Here is a 19990-nt window from a genome sequence, read left to right as displayed (position 1 = left end):
CTCGTACGATCAACAGGTGTTTATCACCATTCGGTATAAAATTAGACTTCATTATCGTAACCCACGATATGCTGAAACGGATTTATTTACTGTCATAATAAACATGCTGAATATCGATCTCCTGATCAACCTTGATCACACCATGCGAATACTGCGGCTGTCTTCTCTTATCCGTAGGTGATCCCGGATTAAATAAGATGATTCCATCCACTTCTTTAAGTACAGGGATGTGCGAGTGTCCAAAGATGATACAATCCACTTGCTCAGCCTTGAAGGCTTGAAGTGCATTGTCTTCTGTGCTTCCTCTTCCCATGTGTCCGTGTACGATACCAAAGCGCTTGCCCCCGGCTTCGACAACCGTTTGCTCTGGTAATATGCCTCGTATAATGGCAAGATCGGTATTTCCATATACTGCGTGCAGCTTCCCCATCGATTGAAGTTCCTCGTAAAGTGAAATATCCGTCCAGTCACCTGCATGAAATATGTAATCCGCATCCTGAAGATCCTGAAGCAGAGGTGCAGGCAGCTGCTTGGACATTCGAGGCATATGGGTATCAGACAATACGGTGATTTTGATCATAAGACGTAACCTCCTTGGTATTCCCTATTCGGTTATTCCATGTATGGGTCTTTATCCGGACGGGCCTTGGCTTTCAGCTGCCGAACACTGTACTCCAGCTGTTTAATTACATCTTCAATCTGTTTACGATCGATCAGGTTCGGATCCGCTTGAGGTTTAGGCACATTTTTCAGATTCCGAATCATGTACTGCTGTTCCTGCCATTTGTCCATCAAATCTGATATATGCGCATAAAAACGCTCATAATCTTTGATGATGACATCGAGAAATTCATCCACTTCATCCGGATCGTAACCCCGAAGCTTGTAGTTGAATTGTTTCTCATGAATGGATAGTGCATCCATCTGAATGCCGAGCTGTTTAAAGAGCTGCTTCTGCTTATCCAGCCGGCGTTTCATATGTTCATCCATATCTAACTAACCTCCATTAATCGATTTCCCTTATTTTTTTATATCATAAACTGACCCCTGATGAAAACGAATCAGCATAAACTTTCCCTTACATTAACCAATAACTAACTCATTATCCAGCGTCTTCCCTGTTATTTCCGAAATATATGCTTTTCCATCGAGAATGGTTGTGATGTTCTTCGATAGGGTAATAACATACAAGAATGAGACAAAGGAGCTGCTAGACATGAATACAATTGAACTTACAAATGAAGAACTAAAAACATTAAAAAACCGTTTGTTGGAAGAAAAAGAAAACATTCAGGCTCATTTTCAAATAAATCAAGACGGAATCAATTCAGAAGACAACTCTCTGCTTGACGCTACGGGAGAATTATCCTCCGCAGATAATCACCCTGCTGATATCGGGACCGAGACCTATGAACGAGCCAGAGACCAGGCAATTGATGAACAGCAGTCTGAGAAGCTGGAACAAATCGAACAAGCCCTTGGCAAGATGCAAGAGAAGAGCTATGGGCTGTGCGAGGAATGCGGCAAACCGATTCCATACGAGAGACTTGAAATTATCCCCTACACTTCATACTGTATTGAGCATGCTGAACAAGAGCAACAAGGCGATCTCAACGAATATCGTCCTGTAGAGGAGCAAGTGATGACTAAACCGCCAAGAGGGGCTGGTGAGATCAGCCAACGGAATGCTGGTAAATTTGATGATGCAGAAGCCTGGGAAGCTGTGAAAAAATATGGAACAGCAGATTCTCCTGCCACGTCCACGAAACGGGATGTAGAGGATTATGAGGAGCTATAAATCTATATATGGGGCCGCTCAGCGGCCCTTTTGTTATGAATGTATGATTATGAAAGCATAGCTATGAAAGGATGAGATCATGATTTCATAGTTTTCATTTGTTCTACCACCGTTGCAAACACTTCGTAAGTATTCATGCCTTTCTCTCTGCGCTTCATGAAATAGGGTTCGCACAGCTTCACAATCTGGGCATACAGCTCTTTGGCTTCTTCCTCGGTCGCATAGATGGAACGGTTCAACAAATGCGCGGAGGAAGGATCTCCTGCATCCAGGCGCTGAACAAAGCTCTGCTTGTTCTGTTCAAACAAAGCCGTTATATGGGATGCATTCTCGGAAGCGACAACTTGTCTCATCGGCTCATCTTCCTTCGTCCCCCGGCTGACAATGATCTCACCGGGAAACACCTCATAGTATTTTGCTATGATCCCATTGATTTCTCTTGTCTCCACGAGCGTGAGCAGACCTACCTTTTCCAGCTTCTTGACATGATAATAAACTTTTGCCGGCAGTTCACCCAGCTCGTCTGCTACTTCTTTTACCGTGGCTGGTTTACCCAATCTATGAAATACGTTTAATATTTGAAGTCGGTAAGGATCGGAGTACGTTTTGACTTCCTCCATCGTAGTTAGCACTTTATTATTCATTTAAGATCCCACCTTTAATAAGTGTTGCATTCTATTATATGGTGATGTTCCGAGCAGGTCAAAATTCCAAAAAAATAACGCCTCTATGGATCGTTTGATCGTTTGCTACCAAACAGAGACGTTATTTTTCTATGCTATTGTCATCTTCAGTCATTAGGATCATAGGATCATTCACAGCAGCGCAATACGTTCCCGTCTCTGTGCAGACTGAATGCAGGCTTCCACCACCCGAATATTCAGAAGTGCATCCTCTGGTGTGAAGGGGAGCGGTGTTCCATCCAAGATCGCATCAGCAAATGCATCCGCTTGAAGCACAAAGGAGTTAGATACTGAGATTCGCTCTTCTCTCGACACATCATCGGTATGTATGATGATTTGCGGAGGAATATCGCTGTTCTCCCATCCAAACACCTTTGGAAGCTCGATTCTGCCCTCTGTTCCCAGTATTTCAAGCTCTGCTCTGGAGCAAGCCCACATCCCGCAATCAAAAGTAAGCGCAACCTTCTCCGGAAATTCCACAAGTCCTGAAGCCATCATATCTACATTGTCATGATCTGAAGAGAATAAGGCATGAACGGTGACCGCTTCTGGTTCTTGTCCGAGATACATTCTTGCCGCTGAGATCGGATATACACCGACATCATACAAGGAGCCGCCGCCCATTTCCTTCTTGAAACGCACATTTTCAGTATCGTAGCAGTTGTTGTAAGTGAAATTGGCATGAATCGCTCTTACCTGTCCGATTTCGCCGCTCTCAATAATTTCTTTGACCCTTGCATGCTTGGGATGATATCTATACATAAATGCTTCTGCAAAGACGACCTGCTCCTGATTACAGATTTCGATCATCTGACTTACCTGCTCCTCATTCAGTGCCGCTGGTTTCTCACACAACACATGCTTGCCGGCTCTCGCAGCTTTGATCGTCCACTCCATATGCATATGGTTCGGGACAGAGATGTAGACAGCATCGATCTCCTCATCCGCAAGCAGAGCATCATAGCTTCCGTAGGCTTTGGAAATATCCAGTTCGGCAGCAACCTCTGCTGCTCTGCTCTCATTGCGGCTGGCAATGGCTACAACCTCACCCCGGTTGGAGTTCTGTATGGCAGGAATAACCGCTGTTCTGGCTATCTTTGCAGTACTCATAACTCCCCATCGGATTTTTTCGCTCATCAATGATCTCTCCTTCCCTGCTTACTGATGTGATTTATTCAAATGTTATTTATAATTATCCTGTTCTGCCTTCCTCAGCATACCTAAACAACGGTCCAGATCTGTCTTGACTTGCTTCTTATATAATCTCGCCTTCTCTTCTCCGTCGTCGGTAAAATGATATAGAACGATTTCCTGAAAATCGATTCTCGGATCATTTCCTTTCAGTCGCTTCGTACGATAAAAAACTCCTTCTTGCACAAGCTCATGCAGCGCACGGTATACTTCACTCTGAGGCGGGACATATCCAAATCCTTTAAATTCTTCCTTCATGGCCTCAAGCATTTCATAACCATATCCTCTATGCTGCTCTACCATCGTGATCAAGTAGAGTTTAATGAACGCCCGCTGGGATATCATAAAAGCCATGCAAGTGTCCTCCCCTCATTTATTTCAAATAACCAACTTTCTCTCATTATAAACGTCTTTTTTCATCTTGACATCCTTCTATTTTTTCATATATCCATTTTAAGACAGAATATATGACATAAGTACGTAATAAATCACCTAAGTTAAATCTAAAGAAACCAAGTTCAGTTGAAATGTTCCATTAATTCGAATTTTTCATATGTTGAATTATTTATCTCAATGAGATCTTATCATTGCTTTATTCGGTCTGAGATTTATCTCCGAATTTGAGTACATCTGGTTGATTCAATCAGCTCGAATTTTAATTTATGCTTAGTTATTATGAATTTTTCAGGTGTTGATTATAGGGTTACAGGGAGGTGCGAGATCTCGAAGACAATCCAAGCACAAAAAAACCGCTTTGATCCCAAAGCGGTTTCCAAGTAAATCAGATGATACATGCCATCCGTTTTTATGGGTGAAGCGGTAACTTTAGCGCGTTGTTCTATCAATTCTTGTTCCCATCGCTTCCTGCTCCACCCGATCCTCTGGCACTCTGTCTGGACCCGGCATATTGTCTGTACGCTCATTATATCGATCATCGTAACGATCCGCATTTAACGAACGGTTGTCTCTGAATACGCCATATACATCCGTATCCGCGTATTTTTGATCAACTAGCACAAGAATTTTACCTTCATCAATATTTTTCTCGTATTCTTTTGCTTCATCTTCAGGAATACCAAGTCCAACTAAACCACCGACCAGTCCGCCTGCTCCGGCACCGACGGCTGCTCCTGTTAACGTCGCAGCAATAGGGCCTGCCGCTAGAATCGGACCAATCCCTGGAATGGCAAGTGCACCGATTCCTGCAAACAGTCCAGCCAGTCCGCCGAGAACGCCGCCCGTAGCAGCACCGGCTGCAATTCCTTCAGGCGCTTTTGTTCCTGTCTCGCTCTCAATCGCTCTCTGATCTTCCTTACTTCTCGTAATTACCGAAATTTCTTCATTTGTGTAGCCTTTACTTATCAACTGTTCTATCGCACGAGATGCAGCCTCATCTGTCTCGAACACACCAACTACTTTTTGCTTCGCCATTGTTCATTCCTCCTTGAGTTAAGTACTTGTTTCTTACTTACCCTTCTCTCGGAGAGCTAAACAGACCTAATATTGACAGCATGCTCCTATTTGGGCCTGACTCTGCTGGTAGGCACTGCTTCCAGCGGATTATCCGGCCAGTAGTGCTTCGGATAGCGGCCCTTCAGATCCTTTTTCACTTCAAAATACCCTTCACGCCAAAAGCTTTCCAGATCTTTCGTCACTTGAACCGGACGCTGTGCCGGAGACAACAGATGAACCGTTAAGGGAATCCTTCCGTTACCAATAGCCGGTGTACGCTCGAGACCAAACATCTCCTGGAGTCTTATCGCAATGTAAGGGGCTCCCTGCCCACTATATTCAATCTTCACGCGTGACCCGCTGGGTGCAGTGAAATGAGTCGGCGCTTCTCGATCCAGCAGCTGCCGTTCCTCCCAGGTCAGACTGTCCGTGAGGACAGAAGCGATAGATACCTTCTGAAGCTGGCCCGCTGTCCTTATTCCGCTCAGATAAGGAGCCATCCGTTCAGCCATATAATCAACGAGCTCCGTTTCATTCGTAAGCTCCGGCCACTCCGGATATGCACGATGCATGAATTTGATCCTTTCAATAAGCTGAAGCTCCACTTTACTTAAGGTCAGCAGACGAAGTCCCTCTGCCTTTATTCCCTCAAGCAGAGCGGATATAACGCTCTCCTCAGGAGGGTCTGGATAAGCCATCTCCTTCAATATAAGGGCATCCAGACGCTGCAGCTTTTTGGCTCGTACACTTTGCGTTCTGTAATCCCATTTCACCTCGTGCTCAAGCTGGATCCATTCAGGCTTATATGTCATGAGTTCAGTAATAGACAGTGGAGCTGCAAGCCGAATCAATCCGTCTGCCCCTTGATCATCAGCTTCAGCTACGACGATGTAAGCTCCTTCGTTTCCCGTGAAGCCTCCTGCTCCGGGGAAACGTGTCCCGCGGCCGCTGGACAGCAAGTAGCGGCCGTCCTCTCGTCTTTGCCCAATCCGATCCGGATAGGCAAAGGCAAGCAGCAAGCCGCAGCTGTATTCGCCCAGCCCCCGCCCATCATCCGGCTTCTGCCGGTGATCTGGGAGGGAGGCCAGCAGCTGCCGGCTCTCCTGCAAGATGCGATGCTTCGCCGCATCTTGCGCCCCTGGTGCCCGCATTAGCGCCAGCTGCGGGCGAACGTCCCATCCCGCGGCACCTGCCATGCGGGATGAGCCCTCTGCAAGCAGCGCAGCGAGCAGGCTGGCCTCCTCGGCCAGCCCAAGCTCTGCCGCTTGCAGCAGCATGCTGCCGAGCCGCGGGTGGGTTCCCATACCCGCGATCTCACGACCTCGGCTCGTCATCGTGCCGAGGTCATTCAGACAGCCAAGCCTGCGCAGCAGCTGCTTGGCTTCATCGTAAGATGCTGGCGGCGGTGCATCCAGCCAGCTTAGCTCGCCTGGGTCAGTCACGCCCCAGGCCGAGAGCTCCAGCGTCAGCTGAGTCATATCCGCTGACAGTATTTCCGGCCGAGATGACTCCGGCCGGGCGTCCTGCTCCAGCTGGCTCCACAGACGATAGCATACTCCCGGCTTTACTCGTCCTGCACGTCCTTTACGCTGATCGCTCGATGCTTTGGATATGGGCCGTGTGACGAGTCTATTCATTCCTGTACGGGATGAATACAAGGACTCTTTGCGCAGTCCGCTGTCCACAACAACGGTAATCCCTTCAATGGTAAGACTGGATTCAGCTATTGTCGTAGCCAGGACCACTTTGCGTTTCCCCGGCGGAGCTGGCCGGATGGCAGCATCCTGTTCTCCGGCCGTCATTGAACCATACAGAGGACAGATATGTATAGAGCTCCCCAGGTTCATCTGCTGCAGCAAACGCTCCGTCTTGTGAATCTCTCGTGCCCCCGGCAAAAAGGCCAGGATATCCCCATCGTGCTTGGCCAGGCTCTGCTGAATGATCCGAGCCATATGAATCGCAAGCTCCGTGTTCATGGGCACAGGCACGTAGCTTGTCTCCACCGGGAAGGTTCGGCCTTCACAGGTAATCACTGGAGCACCGCCGAGTAGTCCTGATACAGGTTCAGCCTCCAGAGTTGCACTCATGACAAGAATCCGCAGATCATCTCGAAGGAGCAGTTTGCTCTCCAGCGCCAGCGCCAGCGACAGATCTCCATGTATATTACGTTCATGAAATTCATCGAAGATCAGCAGAGCTGTATCCTCCAGCCCTTGATCCTGCTGAAGCATCCGGGTCAGTACACCTTCTGTTACAACTTCAATCCGTGTATGGCGGCTTACCTTCGTATCATGGCGAACACGATACCCCACCGTTTGACCCACAGGTTCATCTAATGCCTTCGCCATTCTAATTGCTGCATTTCTGGCAGCAAGCCGCCGGGGCTCAAGCATAATCATTTTCTTATTGCTGAGCCAAGGTTCTTTATATAATTCCAGAGGGACGACCGTAGTTTTGCCTGCGCCTGGCTCAGCAATGAGTACAGCAGACGTATGATCAGTTAGTGTCCGCTTCAATTCAGGTATGATCTGAACGATAGGTAATGGATGTTCTTGACGATGCTCCTTATGCATTTACATTCAACTCTCCAATGATATTCATCTCTAAATAATGCAGATATCAATTATTCATCCACCAGCTTACTCCGAATTTTCTCTTCATAAGCTTGGAGGGAGGGGTTATGACTTATCCCCCTTTTTTCGAACATGATTCTGAGCTTGATTTGTTTCTCGGTCAGCTTCTCGATCATTTGCTCCTTATCCTCGGCAGCCTGACATGATTGAATCATCTGTTCAAGGCTGACACATTCCTGCTGCAGTTCAAGCTCTGGCGGAAGATATCCTGAATTCTTCAGTATCTTATAGGAAGCGCGAAGGTCTTCAGGAATATGAGACAGATCTTCGATTACAAGCGGCTTACCTGCTCCTGGCAAATGATCCAATTCTCCTCTTTCAATCGCCTCAGCAATCTTCTGCTCAGCGATCCGTGAAAATATACTCACCCGTTATACCTCCCTCAGATCAAAACCTATAATGAAGTGACGGCTCACTAATGCATACTAGCTATCTTGTTCGCGTACATTCGTGTCTAATAAAAATAACGAAAAAAACCGCTTCCTGCAAGGGAAACGGTCGTCTACTCCATACCTATCTTTATCATGATCAGCTTAACAGGGACTCAGCTCCATCAATGACAATCTGTGCTCCTGTAATATGCTTGGATTCATCCGATGCCAGAAATGCGACCAAGTCCGCAACCTCCTCCGGCTTACCTGGTCCATGAGCCAGCGGCTGACGTCCATCCGGAAACTCCATCTTAATAGACACTTCATTCAGTTCTTCTGACTTTTCTGTACTCTGATCAATGTTTGTCGAGATGGCTCCTGGGCAAATGACGTTCACTCTAATATTAAATTTGGCCAGCTCCAGTGCCGCCATTTTGGCGAAGGCTACCTGACCCGCTTTGGAAGTACTATATGCACTCATCCCTATATTCGAGAACGTGTAATTACCATTGATCGAGCTCGTAATAATAATGCTTCCTCCATCATCCTTCTTCATATGGGGAACAGCATACTTTACAGTAAAAAATGTACCGCCGAGATTCGTCGTTATGGTGTTCTGCCAATCCTCTACATCAATATCCTCAATGGGCGCAACCACACCGTTAATTCCTGCATTGGCAAATATAATATCGATGCCGCCAAGCTCACTTACCGTCTTCTCTATCGCATCGGCAACACGTGCTGCATCGGAAATATCAACATCATAGGCACGAACCTTTCCCATGCCCATTGCTTGAATCTCTTGTTCTGCTTCATGGGTACGTTTATCTATTAGATCCAATAAAGCGACATTCGCACCTTCCTGTGCCAGCTTGATGGCAACTGCCTTCCCGATTCCGGAACCGGCTCCTGTTACTAATGCGGTTTTCCCTTGAAAACGCAAACGTTGATTTGAAGACATTCTTCTTGGTCACTCCTTAGGCGATGGTATGTACAAGCACATGAGGCTCATACATAAGGATGCCCAGTACAAGAGAGTTTTAATATTTCAATTGAATGAATCAATTTCATAATACCTTTAGCTGCTTCAATCAAGATCTCATCCATTACGAGGTAAAGCTGATCTCAATAAATGCAGCATCATCCTCAAGACCACCCGTATGATGCGCATCAAGAAGCACTTGAATCTGCTCGTCCGGCAGATGCAATCCGATAGGGTCGAGCTCACCCATACCATCCGTATATAACCTCAGGACAATTTGCTCACTTGATTTGAAGCTTTTCTCATAGACATGCGGAGTTCCACCAATCGGTCCTTGTAGTGTTGACCAACGCTCCGATGTTGCCCTCGTTACTTCAAAGGATTGTTCAAGCTCTGTTCCGTTTTGAAACAAACGTATTCTCGAATCACCCTGCCAGGCAAGCTGAAGAGTGCTGCCTTTTTTTCCAGAGCCAAGCTGAATCCTACCGCAAATATACATAGACTGACTGCCATGCTTCTTCTTCGTCTCCAGCACTTCTCGCAGCATGATTGGAACCTTCTCGTGGTGAACAGCCTGGTATGTACTCAGCTCTCTGGAAGCAGGAATCGTAATATTCGTCAAATACTGCTGCAGACGGGAAACTGACCACTCCTTCGTCTCCAGCATCCATCCATGCAGTGCTTTCCCTAAATATCTTGCAGCAAAATCACCATAATAACTCATAGAGACTCCGTCGCAGAGAACAAATGTACAGACATCGCCTTCCACATGAATGGCAGCAAAGTCTTGACCATTATCCCCATAGGTTGCCGATTCTGCTGCCAGCCCGTAACCATAACGACATGTTAGCCGTCCTTTATAGGAGGTTAGGGGATGATCTGCTTGCTGTGAACTGACAAAGTGAAAATTCTCTTCCGGATGTGCTTTTTCATGACCAGGCATAGACATTCGCAAAGATTTCACTTTCTAACTCCCCCTTACCTGACAGGTGTTGCCGCTGACATTTGAAATCCGATGGACACAAGCTCTGCGCAAGTCCCAGGGAGCATCATTAATGAACCAGGGGCAAGCAGATAGTCCGCCTCGATAAGCATTTCCCTATAGCTCTCCGGAAGAGGCGATGACATCTTCTTCAATTTTTCTCCATGCTCATCTTTCAGTTCTGTATCCTGTGAAATACCGGTCCATCTTCTCGGTTCTGGTATCGGCGCACTCAGCAAATGATCCGAGATAAAAATATTCTCGATCAGCACATTCCCGTCAGGAACACTCATATTCATAATTCGTCTGGCAATCGGCTCCGGGTCCTCTCCCGTCGCTACTCCGTCCGTCATATGACATATCAATGGGGCAGGACAATCCTGCATAAAGGGAAGCTCCGCCTGCAGGATTTTCTCTGCCTGAAGAAATGCTTTGGCCGAATCCGAGAATCGCATCGGTGTTAAATCCGGAATTGAACCAATCGCTGCAATTTCGTCTATTCCCTTAACGCCACCGAGCAGATCATACACATCGTCACTGTACGCAAGAATTGCAATTCGATACCTTGGTGTCAATCTGCTCCCTTTGGTAGAACGGAACACCATTTGACGTATGGCAAGTGACAATGCTTCGTACACGATGTCCATCCTTCTGCGATTTTCCATCATCATATTCATGGATGCACTAATGTCAATCAAATAAATGATGAGGGCCGGCGTTCTCTGAGATGCTTGTATCGTATAGTTCATGACCGTTCATTCACCCCTAGTTTAAATATCAGGCAATTTATAGCTTCTATTTCTAATAAATTTATAGATATGTGACTTACGCTGTCCCACTTTCCCTACTCCAGCAAAATACTCAGCATCCTGGTTGTACAGATCCATAAAGTTATTTGCGTGTTCTCTCGCAGGTTCAATCTTGCGTCCTTGCTGTGCATTATAGGCAAGATTGTAATAGGCGATGAGCTGCTTGACGTTCTGAGCACGCTTCTGCTTGAGTGCCGCCTTCTCCTTCGCCGCTTTTTCTGCCGCTGCTTTTTGTGCTGCTTTTTCTGCAGCTGCTGCAGCTGCGGCCTTAGCTTGAGCCTGTTTGGTCGCTTCTGCCTTCGCGGCAGCCTCTTTCGCAGCTGCTGTATCCGCTTCAGCCTGGCGGGCTTTCTTCTCTTCAAGCTGGGCTAGATAAGCCTCATATTTGGCCTGCTTATCATACTTCGCCTGGAGCGCAGCCTTTTCCTTCGCCTTTTGCTTCGCTTCTACCTGAGCTAGATATGCCTCATACTTCGCCTGCTTCTCATATTTGGCCTGCAGTACAGCACGCTCTTTCTCTGCAGCTATACGGGCTTTCTCTTCCTCAGCTTGCTTCAAAGCGAGCTCAGCCTCTTGTTTTTTCTTATTTTCTTCAGCAAGCTTTGCCGCTTCCTCTGCTTTCTTGGCCTGCTCCTGCTTCTCAAGCTCTGCCTGACGCTGAGCCTCGAGCTGCTTCGTCTCCGCCTGTTCAGCCAGTGTATGCATTCCAGGAATTGCAATGATGCCGATTAAAAGTACTGCTGCACCAGCCATAACCGCTTTACGGCTTCGGAGTTTAGAGAAGCGTGAACTCTTCTTGGGCTCCTCCGTCCCTGTAGACAGAGCATCTTCAATCTGGTGAATCGCTGCTGCAATCTCAACATACAGAGCCGTTCCAGACTTCTCCAATCGCAGTGCTGTTTTATATAAGTCGAGAGCAGCATCCAGCTCTCCCTTGCTTTCTTTAACAGATGCATCCTGAAGCAATCGGTCCAGCTGCTCCTTGTCGGTCCTTGAATTTGCTGAATTAATGAGGGGTGGTTCGTCTGCAGGAGATAACTCGGCGCCGCTCCCATCCTCAGGCATTATGGTTGCGGCTGCAGCACCTATAGAGCTCGTATCTTCAATACCAGCGGATTGAACTTCATTACTGCTGTTTTGTACGGGTACTGCATTCAGGTCAATTGTAGATATGGCTACCAGCCATTCACCAAATGTAGGGCAGCTGCTTAAATCTTGGCTATGCCATGCTCTGCCGAACAGCTCTGCTACTTTGGGTCCAAATCTGGAGTCAAGTGATTGCTGGAGCCTGCGATACCGCTCACAGCTCGTTTGAAGCTCTCTTTGATCGAAGTAGCTCTCTCCATAAGTTCGGTTGACAATTTCCGGGTCACTGAAACCTAGCATTTCTGCTAAGATTACCGCTCCTGCAAACCTGTCAGCATAGCTGCTCCACAAGCCGCTATTCACGATCCGGTGAGCTGCATAGCCGGCTGAACCCGCGAGAAGTGCATCCGGCCGATCCATTTTTGGACTATACAACTGCTCTACGTCGACTAATTCAACTGCAGCAGCTCCTTCAGGCCGTTCTACTTCGGAAAAAAACGGAACCAAGACATTCGGTGCCGAGAGATCACAGTGTGCGATACCTCTCTGCTCCATCGCCGAACCTATACTTGCAAGCGACGAAGCTAGAATAACGCTCTCTTCTGTCGTCAGCTGCTTCTTATCACAGATGATATCAAACCAGCTGATGCCATCGACCCAAGGCATGAGCACTGAATAGAGCAGATCTCCATGCTCACTTATTAATCTTCCGTTTCTTTCAGGAGTGAGCACGTCTCGTTTACATACCTGCAGGCCTGATATTTCACTGTATTTCTCCATCTGCTCCGATTGGTATACCATAGCCGGAACACGGAATTTAGGAAAGAATACCTTCAGGGCTTTTGCCTCATATTCGTGTCCATTCTGCGGCACTAGTTTATACACCGTGCCCTGCCTTCCTGTTTGTGCGTATGCAATTCCTGGAGCTGCCGGATGTTGTCCTACCACATATTTCTCACCATGAATAAGGATCTCATCACCGGGTTTAGGTTGAAAAGACATGAACATCCCTCTCTTTTAACGTTGTGATGCAAGAAAACCGGAAGTTCGTGAAAACTCCCGGTTTCCTTAAGTAATATTAAGTACAGATAATTGCTATTAACGAGATTGGTCAACCTGACGGAATTTCGCAGCGATTGCTGTCAGTTCCTGGCTGATGCTATTCAAAGTTTGAACAAAGCTTTGCATTTGCTTGCTAGCCTCTTGGAATTCTTGGAAGAAACGTTGTTTCGTCATACCTTCCCATTGTCCTTCCATTCCATTGATGGATTGAGTCAAGCTGGAAACGATCTGTTGACTTTGTTCACCACTTTGTTTGAATTGGTTTGCTACTTGGTCTACCTGTTCTGGGGATATTAAAATACGTCCTGACATAGTAGGGCCTTCCTCCTTTTTCATCTGCAAATATTTAGGTAAAACACATGAAAATTGTACCAAACGACACAGGATGTGTCTAAAGTCATTGGTCCTATTTGTAATTCACCTAAAAATAAGCCTATGAAACTGCATTTAACATCAAGTTGACAAAAATTTTAACCAACCTTTGCTCCTAGAGAAGGGTCAGTAAACTTCCACCCTGCCGGGTTCAGCTCGGTAGCTAACCGCAGGGTCCCCATATCATTCAGCTGATCCTCCGGACTCCAGGATTGCTGAATGGCCATGACAGCAGACCTAGGATTAGACACCGAAAATACCAAAGGCTTGTCGCTCTTAACGGATTCCAGGTGCTGAGATTGCAGCATACGCATCGGTGAAACGTTGGTGTAATCAACATGAGCTAAAAACGAATGATAATCTTCGTCAGCTTGCTTGAAATGATTTGCCTTGCGAAGCAGTTCGGAGCTAAATCTCTCAAGTTCCAATTCAATATGTCCGGCGAGCTGCTTCGACCTCATCCATTCATACACAATTCCCTCATGAACGGCGGTATCGCCTTCTATTCTACCAAGGGCTTGTTCTAGACCAACAACAATTTGCTGAATTTGCTCCGCCGCATGCTGAAGCTGCCCGCTAAGCGTCCGAAGCACATCCGGTTCCACACGAATGCGCATATACATCACCTTTCTTCATGATCTGCTGGCTGTATCAGCCACTCTAGAAGCATATCTTTAAAGTCTCCTTGACCCATCGGCGTAGCGATAAGCCAATCGCCTTTACCTACTGTGCTCATACGAAAAAGCCAGTTCATAGAGCTGCTGGAGATAAAAGCAGCAGACTGTGAGTCCCACTTCTCTCCAGTCCATACAAGCAGCTGAAGCTCCCCTTCAGTCTCTTGATGGATAATTGCTCGAGCCAAAGCTGCTGCTCCCTGGGCATCGTAACATGCCTCGGACAAACGGCCGGTCAATGTTTCTTCATCAAGAAGAGAATCATTCACGATCTCAAAAAAACGCTTCTTCGAGAACATCAAAGCCGGAATATCGTTCTTTGTGTGCTCTGTGCCCCATTTAATCTTGCTCATAACCGATTTACAGGCCTGTTCAACATCGCCCAGGTCTGATAACTGGTAGGTATAAGGCTCCTCTTGTGTCGGGATCAATTCCACTACGCGTTCATTTGTACAGTGCAGATAACCCTTGTAATTCGCTCCTCGCTTCTTCTTTATTTCAAAACGACAAGCTCTGGAGGATAAGCCTGCAATAGCCACTCTTGAGAACACGGTTGGTGTCATGATGAGTTCACTGGAGTCTTGATCTCGGGTTAAATACCCTTTCGTTAATAACTCTTCTTTGGTATTCTCCCATTCCATTACGATATCCTCTGTCAGATATCCTATAAAGGGGTCCTCAATGCCAAGCAATCGATCAGAACCTATGATCCCTGCCAGAAAGAACAGTTCCTTCTGTTCCAGTGTTACTACTTTCTGTTTGGAATGATGAACCGTCAACATTATGAGCCACCTCCCTTCAAACTACAACATGCCATCGGTCGCGAATTTTTTCGATCCAATCGGCACGTTCCATATTGTTATTCCATGGCAGCGCTGCTTTAATCCTGGAAAATCTCCGTTTTATATAGTACCCCTGTCCTGCCGGCAGGACTTTCAGACCATTAGAACCTGTATTCGACTCTGAGAAAGGAATCCGGAAGAACGACAAATCGTTAGGGTCCAACGTCCCGAACAACAGTCCGCTTTGGGTCGCTTTAATATCCGTTACCCAGTCGGCTCCGAATGTCGGGAAATCAGCGGCAACTCCCGCGATAATTACATGCACGCCGCGATCTCTGCCTTGACGTACAATAGCAGCCAGTTGATCTTTCATCGTAAAATCATTCATCTGTTTCGCAAGTGTATCTGCATCATCTATAAACAATACAATCTCAGGACCACAGCGATCTGTTGTAAGCCTCATGACCATATCATATACTTCCTGTATTAACGGACCAAGCTCTTCATCCCTAGAAGCATTCTTACGTATATGAGGCAGATTGGACAGCCGGCTTAAGCCTTCTTCCCCATACCTCGTATCTATCGAATACATATGAAGTTCCTCAGGACTATAATGGTATGCTAAGGACAGCATCCATGTCAGCATAAAGCTGGTCTTCCCACTCTCAAGTGGACTTGCAACCATAAAATGCGGACCTTCACGAAGACTGATATTAAACACTTCCAGGTCATCTGTCATGAGTCCAACGGGCACATTATATATCTCTCTCTGTTCCTGACTCCGTGTATGCTGTGTATTCTCCAGCACTTCTGCAAGTGTAATGACTTCAGGAAGTGGATCTATCTTCTGAGGTATCGAGCCCGTGTACGTCTGATTAACGTTACCAATCATAGCTCTTAGCTGGTCCGCTCGCTCTGCCTCATCTGTACCTGTTACAGGCAGAACCGTTTGAAACTCAAGTGGAGGTACATGCCCTTTAACAAGACCACGACCCGGAGGATATCCGTTAGGGACACGTGCCGGTCTTCCAACCGCATAATAATAGTCGCTGGGATCTGCCATTTCAAAAGAAACCGCATTAGTTATGTTGCTTCTGATCTTCTCGAAAATGTCAGTTATACGATTGGCCGTGACTACAAAAGTAATGCCGAGGCTTACGCCTTCTCTCAAGAATAGCTCCAGCTGCTCATTCTCATCCGGGTATGAATTTCGGAAGGATAAGTATCCGTCAATCCATACGATAATTTGCGGTAAGGTTTGTCCTGTGCTTCGGCGATAGGAGGTAACCGTCTTGACCCCTGCTTCAGCAATTAATTCTCTTCTTTGCATGAAGACTTTGGCTAAATAACGAAACAGCCGCTTAATTCGATCATCATCCTCAGCAGACATCACACCTCCAATTTGCGGAAGCTGTCTAAAGTCACGCATCATTCTGCCCATATCAATAACATATCCATGCCAATTGCTGCAGCTTCTGGCAAGCGACATGATCATCGTCTGCACAAAGGTTGTTTTGCCAAGGCCAGGCATTCCGTATACAGCCAGATGACCTTGTCCTAAGTTAATGGACATGGGCACCTGCTTCTGGTTCGTCAGATCATCTACAATACCGACAACCGGTTCCAGCTCGTCGGTAAGAGCGGAGCCTGAGCTCTCTGAAACTGCCCCATCCATAACCAGCTCTTCCCATTGAATTAATTCTGGCAATGGAGGGAGCCACGGACCTTGTAATCTCTCAATACCCGCTTGCTCGGCTACCTCTGAGATGTGATCAATAAAGACTTGAAGCTGCTTAGAGGAGCCTTCCGACTGCATCATGGATACTCTCTCGCCCGTTAACAGAGGCTCTCGCTTACCATTTAATCTAACTTCCATAAGTGGAAGTGAAGAAGCACTGTCATCCGTATGTGAGGTATAAGGAGCTCCACTCCATGCAAATTGCATTTCTTCAAATACTTCGTCACTGCCGACCTGGAAATAACCACGGCCCGGCTTCGTGATCCAGGCAGCATTCGGAATCTTGATCATATCCCGGCTGTCTCCCTCGCTTTGAACACGTAAACATATTCTAAATCTGGAGTTACTCCAAATTTTATCGTCAACGACACCAGCAGGTTTTTGCGTGGCCAGAATCAAATGCACACCCAGCGTTCTGCCGATGGCAGCTATACTGATCAGTTCATCCATGAACTCCGGCTGCTCCCGTTTCAGCTGTGCGAACTCATCAATAATAATGACAAGATGCGGCAGCGGCTCGGCCTGGTGTGAACCCAGCCATTTATAATACTCATCAATATGCTGCAAATTTCCAGCATCATTCAGAATTTTCTGTCGACGTACCAGCTCAGCACGAAGTGATATTTTTGCTCTTTCCATTAGTGATTGGTCAAGGTTTGTAATCGTCCCGACGACATGAGGCAGCTTCTCAAATGTGTTGGACATCCCACCGCCCTTATAGTCGATCAACATAAATGCCAAGTCATGAGGGTGAAATTCGGAGGCTAGAGATGCAACGATCGATTGGATTACCTCACTCTTACCCGATCCTGTTGTTCCGGCAATCAGACCGTGCGGACCGTGCCCCTGACGCTCAATCTTGTCATGAAGATTAAGATACACTCTCTTGCCGCCAGCTCTGACTCCCATGGGTACCGGCAATGTGTTAGGAAATCTGTTCCGGGACCATCTGTCAGCTACATCAAGCTGTTCCACTCTGGATACTTCCATCATATCGAATAAAGGCAGCAGAGGAGGTATTTCGGAAGCAGAGGAGCGCTTCAATCGAAGCGGAGCCATATTTCGCGCACAAATTTCCGCCTCGGACCGTGTCATTCGATCGGGTACAAAAGTCTGATGAATGACATCCGCCTGTTCGGTCTTCTTGGAGTAGCTTCCTTCGTTCTTTCCAGCCTCCACAACGAGCTGACAATGCATCGGCAAATGCTCTTTGCGAGAAGCCAGTATAATCGTACAAGTTGTGATCGCTTCAGGATCTTCCAGGATTAGGGGCAGCAAAGGCTCTTCTTCAATAATGTCCCGCTCTGACATCAGAACAACATACACCGGAATGTCCGGCCCTTTCTTACCTCGCTCTTTCCTGGAATTTTTACGGCGGTTCAGTGTCGTGTATAGACTATCTGCCAGCTGATGCGCACCGCTGTGTCTGTCCGCCATAAACCGCTGTCCACGTTCATCATCCCAAATGTGAGGGATCCAGCGCATCCATTCAAATTCATCTGCTTCTTTTTCTTCATAGAAAGCAGCCAGCTTGACCTCATCCGGCGAATGTCTTGTCGTAATCTGTGTAATAATTACTCGCAGCATAGACAAGACGTCCTCACGATCGCCTACAACGCCTACAATTTTAGATTCGTAGATGGGCAGTGCAATGGATGCACCTTCAACATTAACAAAATCCTCAGCCAATTGATGTGCAGCCTCAATCAGAGGTTCCCGCTCATAACCATCGAATCTTGGAGGAGCAATTGTAATTCGAAAAGGTTCAGCACCGATACCGGCGCGTACAGCCAGAAAATCATCATCATCCGGTGAACGCTCCCACAAAGAGCTGTGTCTGTTCTTAACGATCTGACTGCACACTTCTGGATCGCCATGAATTTCATGGGTGATCTGCACCTGTCTTTCGGCTTCTTTCTCAAGCTCTTCACGATGCTTCGCAAGCTGAGACGTGTACATCTCTTCTCTCTCAGCGAGCCGCTTATGATATTCTTTCTTATTACTGAGGTATACAAAGAAAGGAATCGTATACGTTGCAAGCATTACCGTCATCATGACCATTTGAATGGTCATGTAACTACTGTTGCCCAATCGGCCGGTACGGCTCAAATAGAAATAAACTCCCACTGTAGCTAATGTCATGACGAGTGGTATGATTAATGAAATGATCGAGAAAGAAGGCTTACTTGGCTCCATCGGAGGACGCAGAATCTCTAATGTTTCCTTCTTGAGCACTTCCTTCATTCTTGGAGAACGCTGATATAACACGTTCAAGAAATTTCCTCCCTTCAAAAAGGCATAAACGCGCTTCACATTTGAATCTCGACTTATTACCCTAAATTTTTATTTTGAAACAGCAATCTTCTTCCATGTACGGGAGCTTCACTTTCCGTTGTCGAAAAAGCCTTTTGCAAACGAACGAAGTTCCCTTCCCTCAGTCCTGTTTCTGTTAATTGTTTTGCATCAGGCAGCGTAAACCAGTTGCCTTCCGGGAATTTAGCTTCCAATATATATTGAACGTTCTCTTGAGGAGGCTCGTTAAATATGCGCACAGAGAGTACAGATTTGAGATACTGGACAGTGCTCTCATCTGGAACTTCAATATCAATCCATTCTCCCTCTCGTCTTGACTGAACGACTGTTAGAATCATCCCATCACACCCTTTTTAGCTATGTCCATCGTCCTAAACCCTTTTATACACATTTTGGCGAATTGTTTTACTATTAATCTACCATATTTTCTTACAGAAGACCCTTTATTGCAATCTCAACAGTGCATTTTTAAAGCGAAATACCTATATAATCCAACAAACTCTATTACCATAGTCGCATCTAATCGTCACCTTATCATTTCAATAATATGAAAATTCGACAATTTTGCTGTCATCCCTCCATAATCTGATATATTACTGCTATCTATTTTGTTCAGGCTTTTGTATAAACGGATGTAATTGCAATTGTGAACAATTTTCAAACACTAATCATCTTTATGTTTCCATAAGCTAATTTTAAGGTAATTTTAAGCAACGATATTTAGAATTAGCAACATGAAACAACTCTAGTAATCTAGTTGAGGTGATTTCTAATGAAAACATTGATCTTTTTCCAAAACAAAAAAATTCCGGTTTATTTTAATGCTGAGAACAAGCAACCTGTACAAAAAACATTAAAGCTGCTAAGCAGCGCATTAGAAAATAAGATTAATAATGGTAAACGCGCTCTACAAAAATGTTTGCATACATTAATCAGTATTGAAATTATCGGAAGCGAGGCGATTCTCCACAGTATCAGAGAAGACGACACGCTGGCACTATCCCTTTACTAAAAGGGATAGTGTTTTTTTATATCCAGGTATGCCAAAGCCACAATACGCGA

19 protein-coding genes are annotated in these 19990 nt (G+C 46.2%); 2 read left to right on the top strand and 17 right to left on the bottom strand.

The features are described 5' to 3' along the window. Positions 1-82 precede the first annotated feature (82 nt). Together PUW25_RS10225 and PUW25_RS10220 are read right to left on the bottom strand one after the other, a co-directional pair. A complete protein-coding gene (locus PUW25_RS10225) occupies positions 83-580 on the bottom strand; it encodes a metallophosphoesterase family protein (RefSeq protein WP_370510302.1) in 498 nt (165 codons plus the stop codon). Between the two features lie 32 nt (positions 581-612). Next, a complete protein-coding gene (locus tag PUW25_RS10220) occupies positions 613-990 on the bottom strand; it encodes a DivIVA domain-containing protein (protein WP_047909601.1) in 378 nt (125 codons plus the stop codon). A 226-nt stretch (positions 991-1216) separates the two neighbouring features. On the opposite strand from PUW25_RS10220, the gene PUW25_RS10215 reads away from it, so the two are divergent. Continuing rightward, a complete protein-coding gene (locus PUW25_RS10215; protein WP_047909602.1) occupies positions 1217-1798 on the top strand; it encodes a TraR/DksA C4-type zinc finger protein in 582 nt (193 codons plus the stop codon). Positions 1799-1875: 77 nt separating this feature from the next. Here the strand turns inward: PUW25_RS10215 and PUW25_RS10210 are convergent, their stop codons facing one another. From PUW25_RS10210 to PUW25_RS10140, 15 genes are all read right to left on the bottom strand, one after another. Next, positions 1876-2442, bottom strand: a complete 567-nt coding sequence (locus tag PUW25_RS10210; protein WP_047909603.1) for an ArsR/SmtB family transcription factor — start codon at positions 2440-2442, stop codon at positions 1876-1878. A 171-nt stretch (positions 2443-2613) separates the two neighbouring features. Further along, complete coding sequence (locus tag PUW25_RS10205) at positions 2614-3618, bottom strand: Gfo/Idh/MocA family protein (protein ID WP_047909604.1); 1005 nt, start codon at positions 3616-3618, stop codon at positions 2614-2616. A gap of 45 nt (positions 3619-3663) precedes the next feature. Continuing rightward, entirely contained in the window at positions 3664-4026 is a 363-nt protein-coding gene (locus PUW25_RS10200; protein ID WP_047909605.1) for a replication termination protein, read from the bottom strand. Positions 4027-4497: 471 nt separating this feature from the next. Further along, entirely contained in the window at positions 4498-5103 is a 606-nt protein-coding gene (locus tag PUW25_RS10195; RefSeq protein ID WP_047909606.1) for a general stress protein, read from the bottom strand. A gap of 86 nt (positions 5104-5189) precedes the next feature. Further along, positions 5190-7697, bottom strand: a complete 2508-nt coding sequence (gene hrpB / locus PUW25_RS10190; protein ID WP_047909607.1) for an ATP-dependent helicase HrpB — start codon at positions 7695-7697, stop codon at positions 5190-5192. A 50-nt stretch (positions 7698-7747) separates the two neighbouring features. Further along, positions 7748-8125, bottom strand: coding sequence for a DnaJ family domain-containing protein (locus PUW25_RS10185; RefSeq protein ID WP_047909608.1), 378 nt, complete (start codon positions 8123-8125; stop codon positions 7748-7750). A 160-nt stretch (positions 8126-8285) separates the two neighbouring features. Continuing rightward, positions 8286-9089 (bottom strand): SDR family oxidoreductase, encoded by an 804-nt coding sequence (locus PUW25_RS10180; protein ID WP_047909609.1) that lies wholly within the window; start codon positions 9087-9089, stop codon positions 8286-8288. 145 nt (positions 9090-9234) lie between these two features. Next, positions 9235-10074, bottom strand: coding sequence for a hypothetical protein (locus PUW25_RS10175; RefSeq protein ID WP_052511637.1), 840 nt, complete (start codon positions 10072-10074; stop codon positions 9235-9237). Between the two features lie 14 nt (positions 10075-10088). Beyond that, a complete protein-coding gene (locus tag PUW25_RS10170; RefSeq protein ID WP_047909610.1) occupies positions 10089-10841 on the bottom strand; it encodes a vWA domain-containing protein in 753 nt (250 codons plus the stop codon). Positions 10842-10862: 21 nt separating this feature from the next. After that, positions 10863-12989: a membrane protein gene (locus PUW25_RS10165; RefSeq protein WP_047909611.1), complete on the bottom strand. Its 2127-nt coding sequence runs from the start codon at positions 12987-12989 to the stop codon at positions 10863-10865. A 96-nt stretch (positions 12990-13085) separates the two neighbouring features. Continuing rightward, positions 13086-13361: a WXG100 family type VII secretion target gene (locus tag PUW25_RS10160; RefSeq protein ID WP_047909612.1), complete on the bottom strand. Its 276-nt coding sequence runs from the start codon at positions 13359-13361 to the stop codon at positions 13086-13088. Positions 13362-13519: 158 nt separating this feature from the next. Further along, positions 13520-14038: a WXG100 family type VII secretion target gene (locus PUW25_RS10155; RefSeq protein ID WP_047910191.1), complete on the bottom strand. Its 519-nt coding sequence runs from the start codon at positions 14036-14038 to the stop codon at positions 13520-13522. Positions 14039-14043: 5 nt separating this feature from the next. Next, positions 14044-14877, bottom strand: a complete 834-nt coding sequence (locus PUW25_RS10150) for a hypothetical protein (RefSeq protein WP_047909613.1) — start codon at positions 14875-14877, stop codon at positions 14044-14046. A 16-nt stretch (positions 14878-14893) separates the two neighbouring features. Next, positions 14894-18889 (bottom strand): type VII secretion protein EssC, encoded by a 3996-nt coding sequence (gene essC, locus PUW25_RS10145; protein ID WP_047909614.1) that lies wholly within the window; start codon positions 18887-18889, stop codon positions 14894-14896. Between the two features lie 56 nt (positions 18890-18945). Continuing rightward, positions 18946-19266 (bottom strand): hypothetical protein, encoded by a 321-nt coding sequence (locus PUW25_RS10140; RefSeq protein ID WP_047909615.1) that lies wholly within the window; start codon positions 19264-19266, stop codon positions 18946-18948. Positions 19267-19700: 434 nt separating this feature from the next. On the opposite strand from PUW25_RS10140, the gene PUW25_RS10135 reads away from it, so the two are divergent. After that, positions 19701-19940 carry a hypothetical protein gene (locus PUW25_RS10135; protein ID WP_047909616.1) on the top strand — a complete coding sequence of 80 codons (240 nt, stop codon included), beginning with the start codon at positions 19701-19703 and terminating at the stop codon, positions 19938-19940. Positions 19941-19990: the final 50 nt, after the last annotated feature.

The sequence above is a fragment of the Paenibacillus urinalis genome, from assembly GCF_028747985.1.
Taxonomy (GTDB): Bacteria; Bacillota; Bacilli; order Paenibacillales; family Paenibacillaceae; genus Paenibacillus; species Paenibacillus urinalis.
The sequence above is the reverse complement of the archived record's forward strand: the minus strand, read 5'-3'. Positions and strand labels throughout refer to the sequence as shown.

Excerpts from the sequence above, each read along its gene's own strand:
- PUW25_RS10225 (WP_370510302.1), bottom strand. The coding sequence starts at position 580 with ATGATCAAAATCACCGTATTGTCTGATACCCATATGCCTCGAATGTCC.
- PUW25_RS10220 (WP_047909601.1), bottom strand. The coding sequence starts at position 990 with ATGGATGAACATATGAAACGCCGGCTGGATAAGCAGAAGCAGCTCTTT.
- PUW25_RS10215 (WP_047909602.1), top strand. The coding sequence starts at position 1,217 with ATGAATACAATTGAACTTACAAATGAAGAACTAAAAACATTAAAAAAC.
- PUW25_RS10210 (WP_047909603.1), bottom strand. The coding sequence starts at position 2,442 with ATGAATAATAAAGTGCTAACTACGATGGAGGAAGTCAAAACGTACTCC.
- PUW25_RS10205 (WP_047909604.1), bottom strand. The coding sequence starts at position 3,618 with ATGAGCGAAAAAATCCGATGGGGAGTTATGAGTACTGCAAAGATAGCC.
- PUW25_RS10200 (WP_047909605.1), bottom strand. The coding sequence starts at position 4,026 with ATGGCTTTTATGATATCCCAGCGGGCGTTCATTAAACTCTACTTGATC.
- PUW25_RS10195 (WP_047909606.1), bottom strand. The coding sequence starts at position 5,103 with ATGGCGAAGCAAAAAGTAGTTGGTGTGTTCGAGACAGATGAGGCTGCA.
- hrpB (WP_047909607.1), bottom strand. The coding sequence starts at position 7,697 with ATGCATAAGGAGCATCGTCAAGAACATCCATTACCTATCGTTCAGATC.
- PUW25_RS10180 (WP_047909609.1), bottom strand. The coding sequence starts at position 9,089 with ATGTCTTCAAATCAACGTTTGCGTTTTCAAGGGAAAACCGCATTAGTA.
- PUW25_RS10170 (WP_047909610.1), bottom strand. The coding sequence starts at position 10,841 with ATGAACTATACGATACAAGCATCTCAGAGAACGCCGGCCCTCATCATT.
- PUW25_RS10165 (WP_047909611.1), bottom strand. The coding sequence starts at position 12,989 with ATGTCTTTTCAACCTAAACCCGGTGATGAGATCCTTATTCATGGTGAG.
- PUW25_RS10160 (WP_047909612.1), bottom strand. The coding sequence starts at position 13,361 with ATGTCAGGACGTATTTTAATATCCCCAGAACAGGTAGACCAAGTAGCA.
- PUW25_RS10155 (WP_047910191.1), bottom strand. The coding sequence starts at position 14,038 with ATGCGCATTCGTGTGGAACCGGATGTGCTTCGGACGCTTAGCGGGCAG.
- PUW25_RS10150 (WP_047909613.1), bottom strand. The coding sequence starts at position 14,877 with ATGTTGACGGTTCATCATTCCAAACAGAAAGTAGTAACACTGGAACAG.
- PUW25_RS10140 (WP_047909615.1), bottom strand. The coding sequence starts at position 19,266 with ATGATTCTAACAGTCGTTCAGTCAAGACGAGAGGGAGAATGGATTGAT.
- PUW25_RS10135 (WP_047909616.1), top strand. The coding sequence starts at position 19,701 with ATGAAAACATTGATCTTTTTCCAAAACAAAAAAATTCCGGTTTATTTT.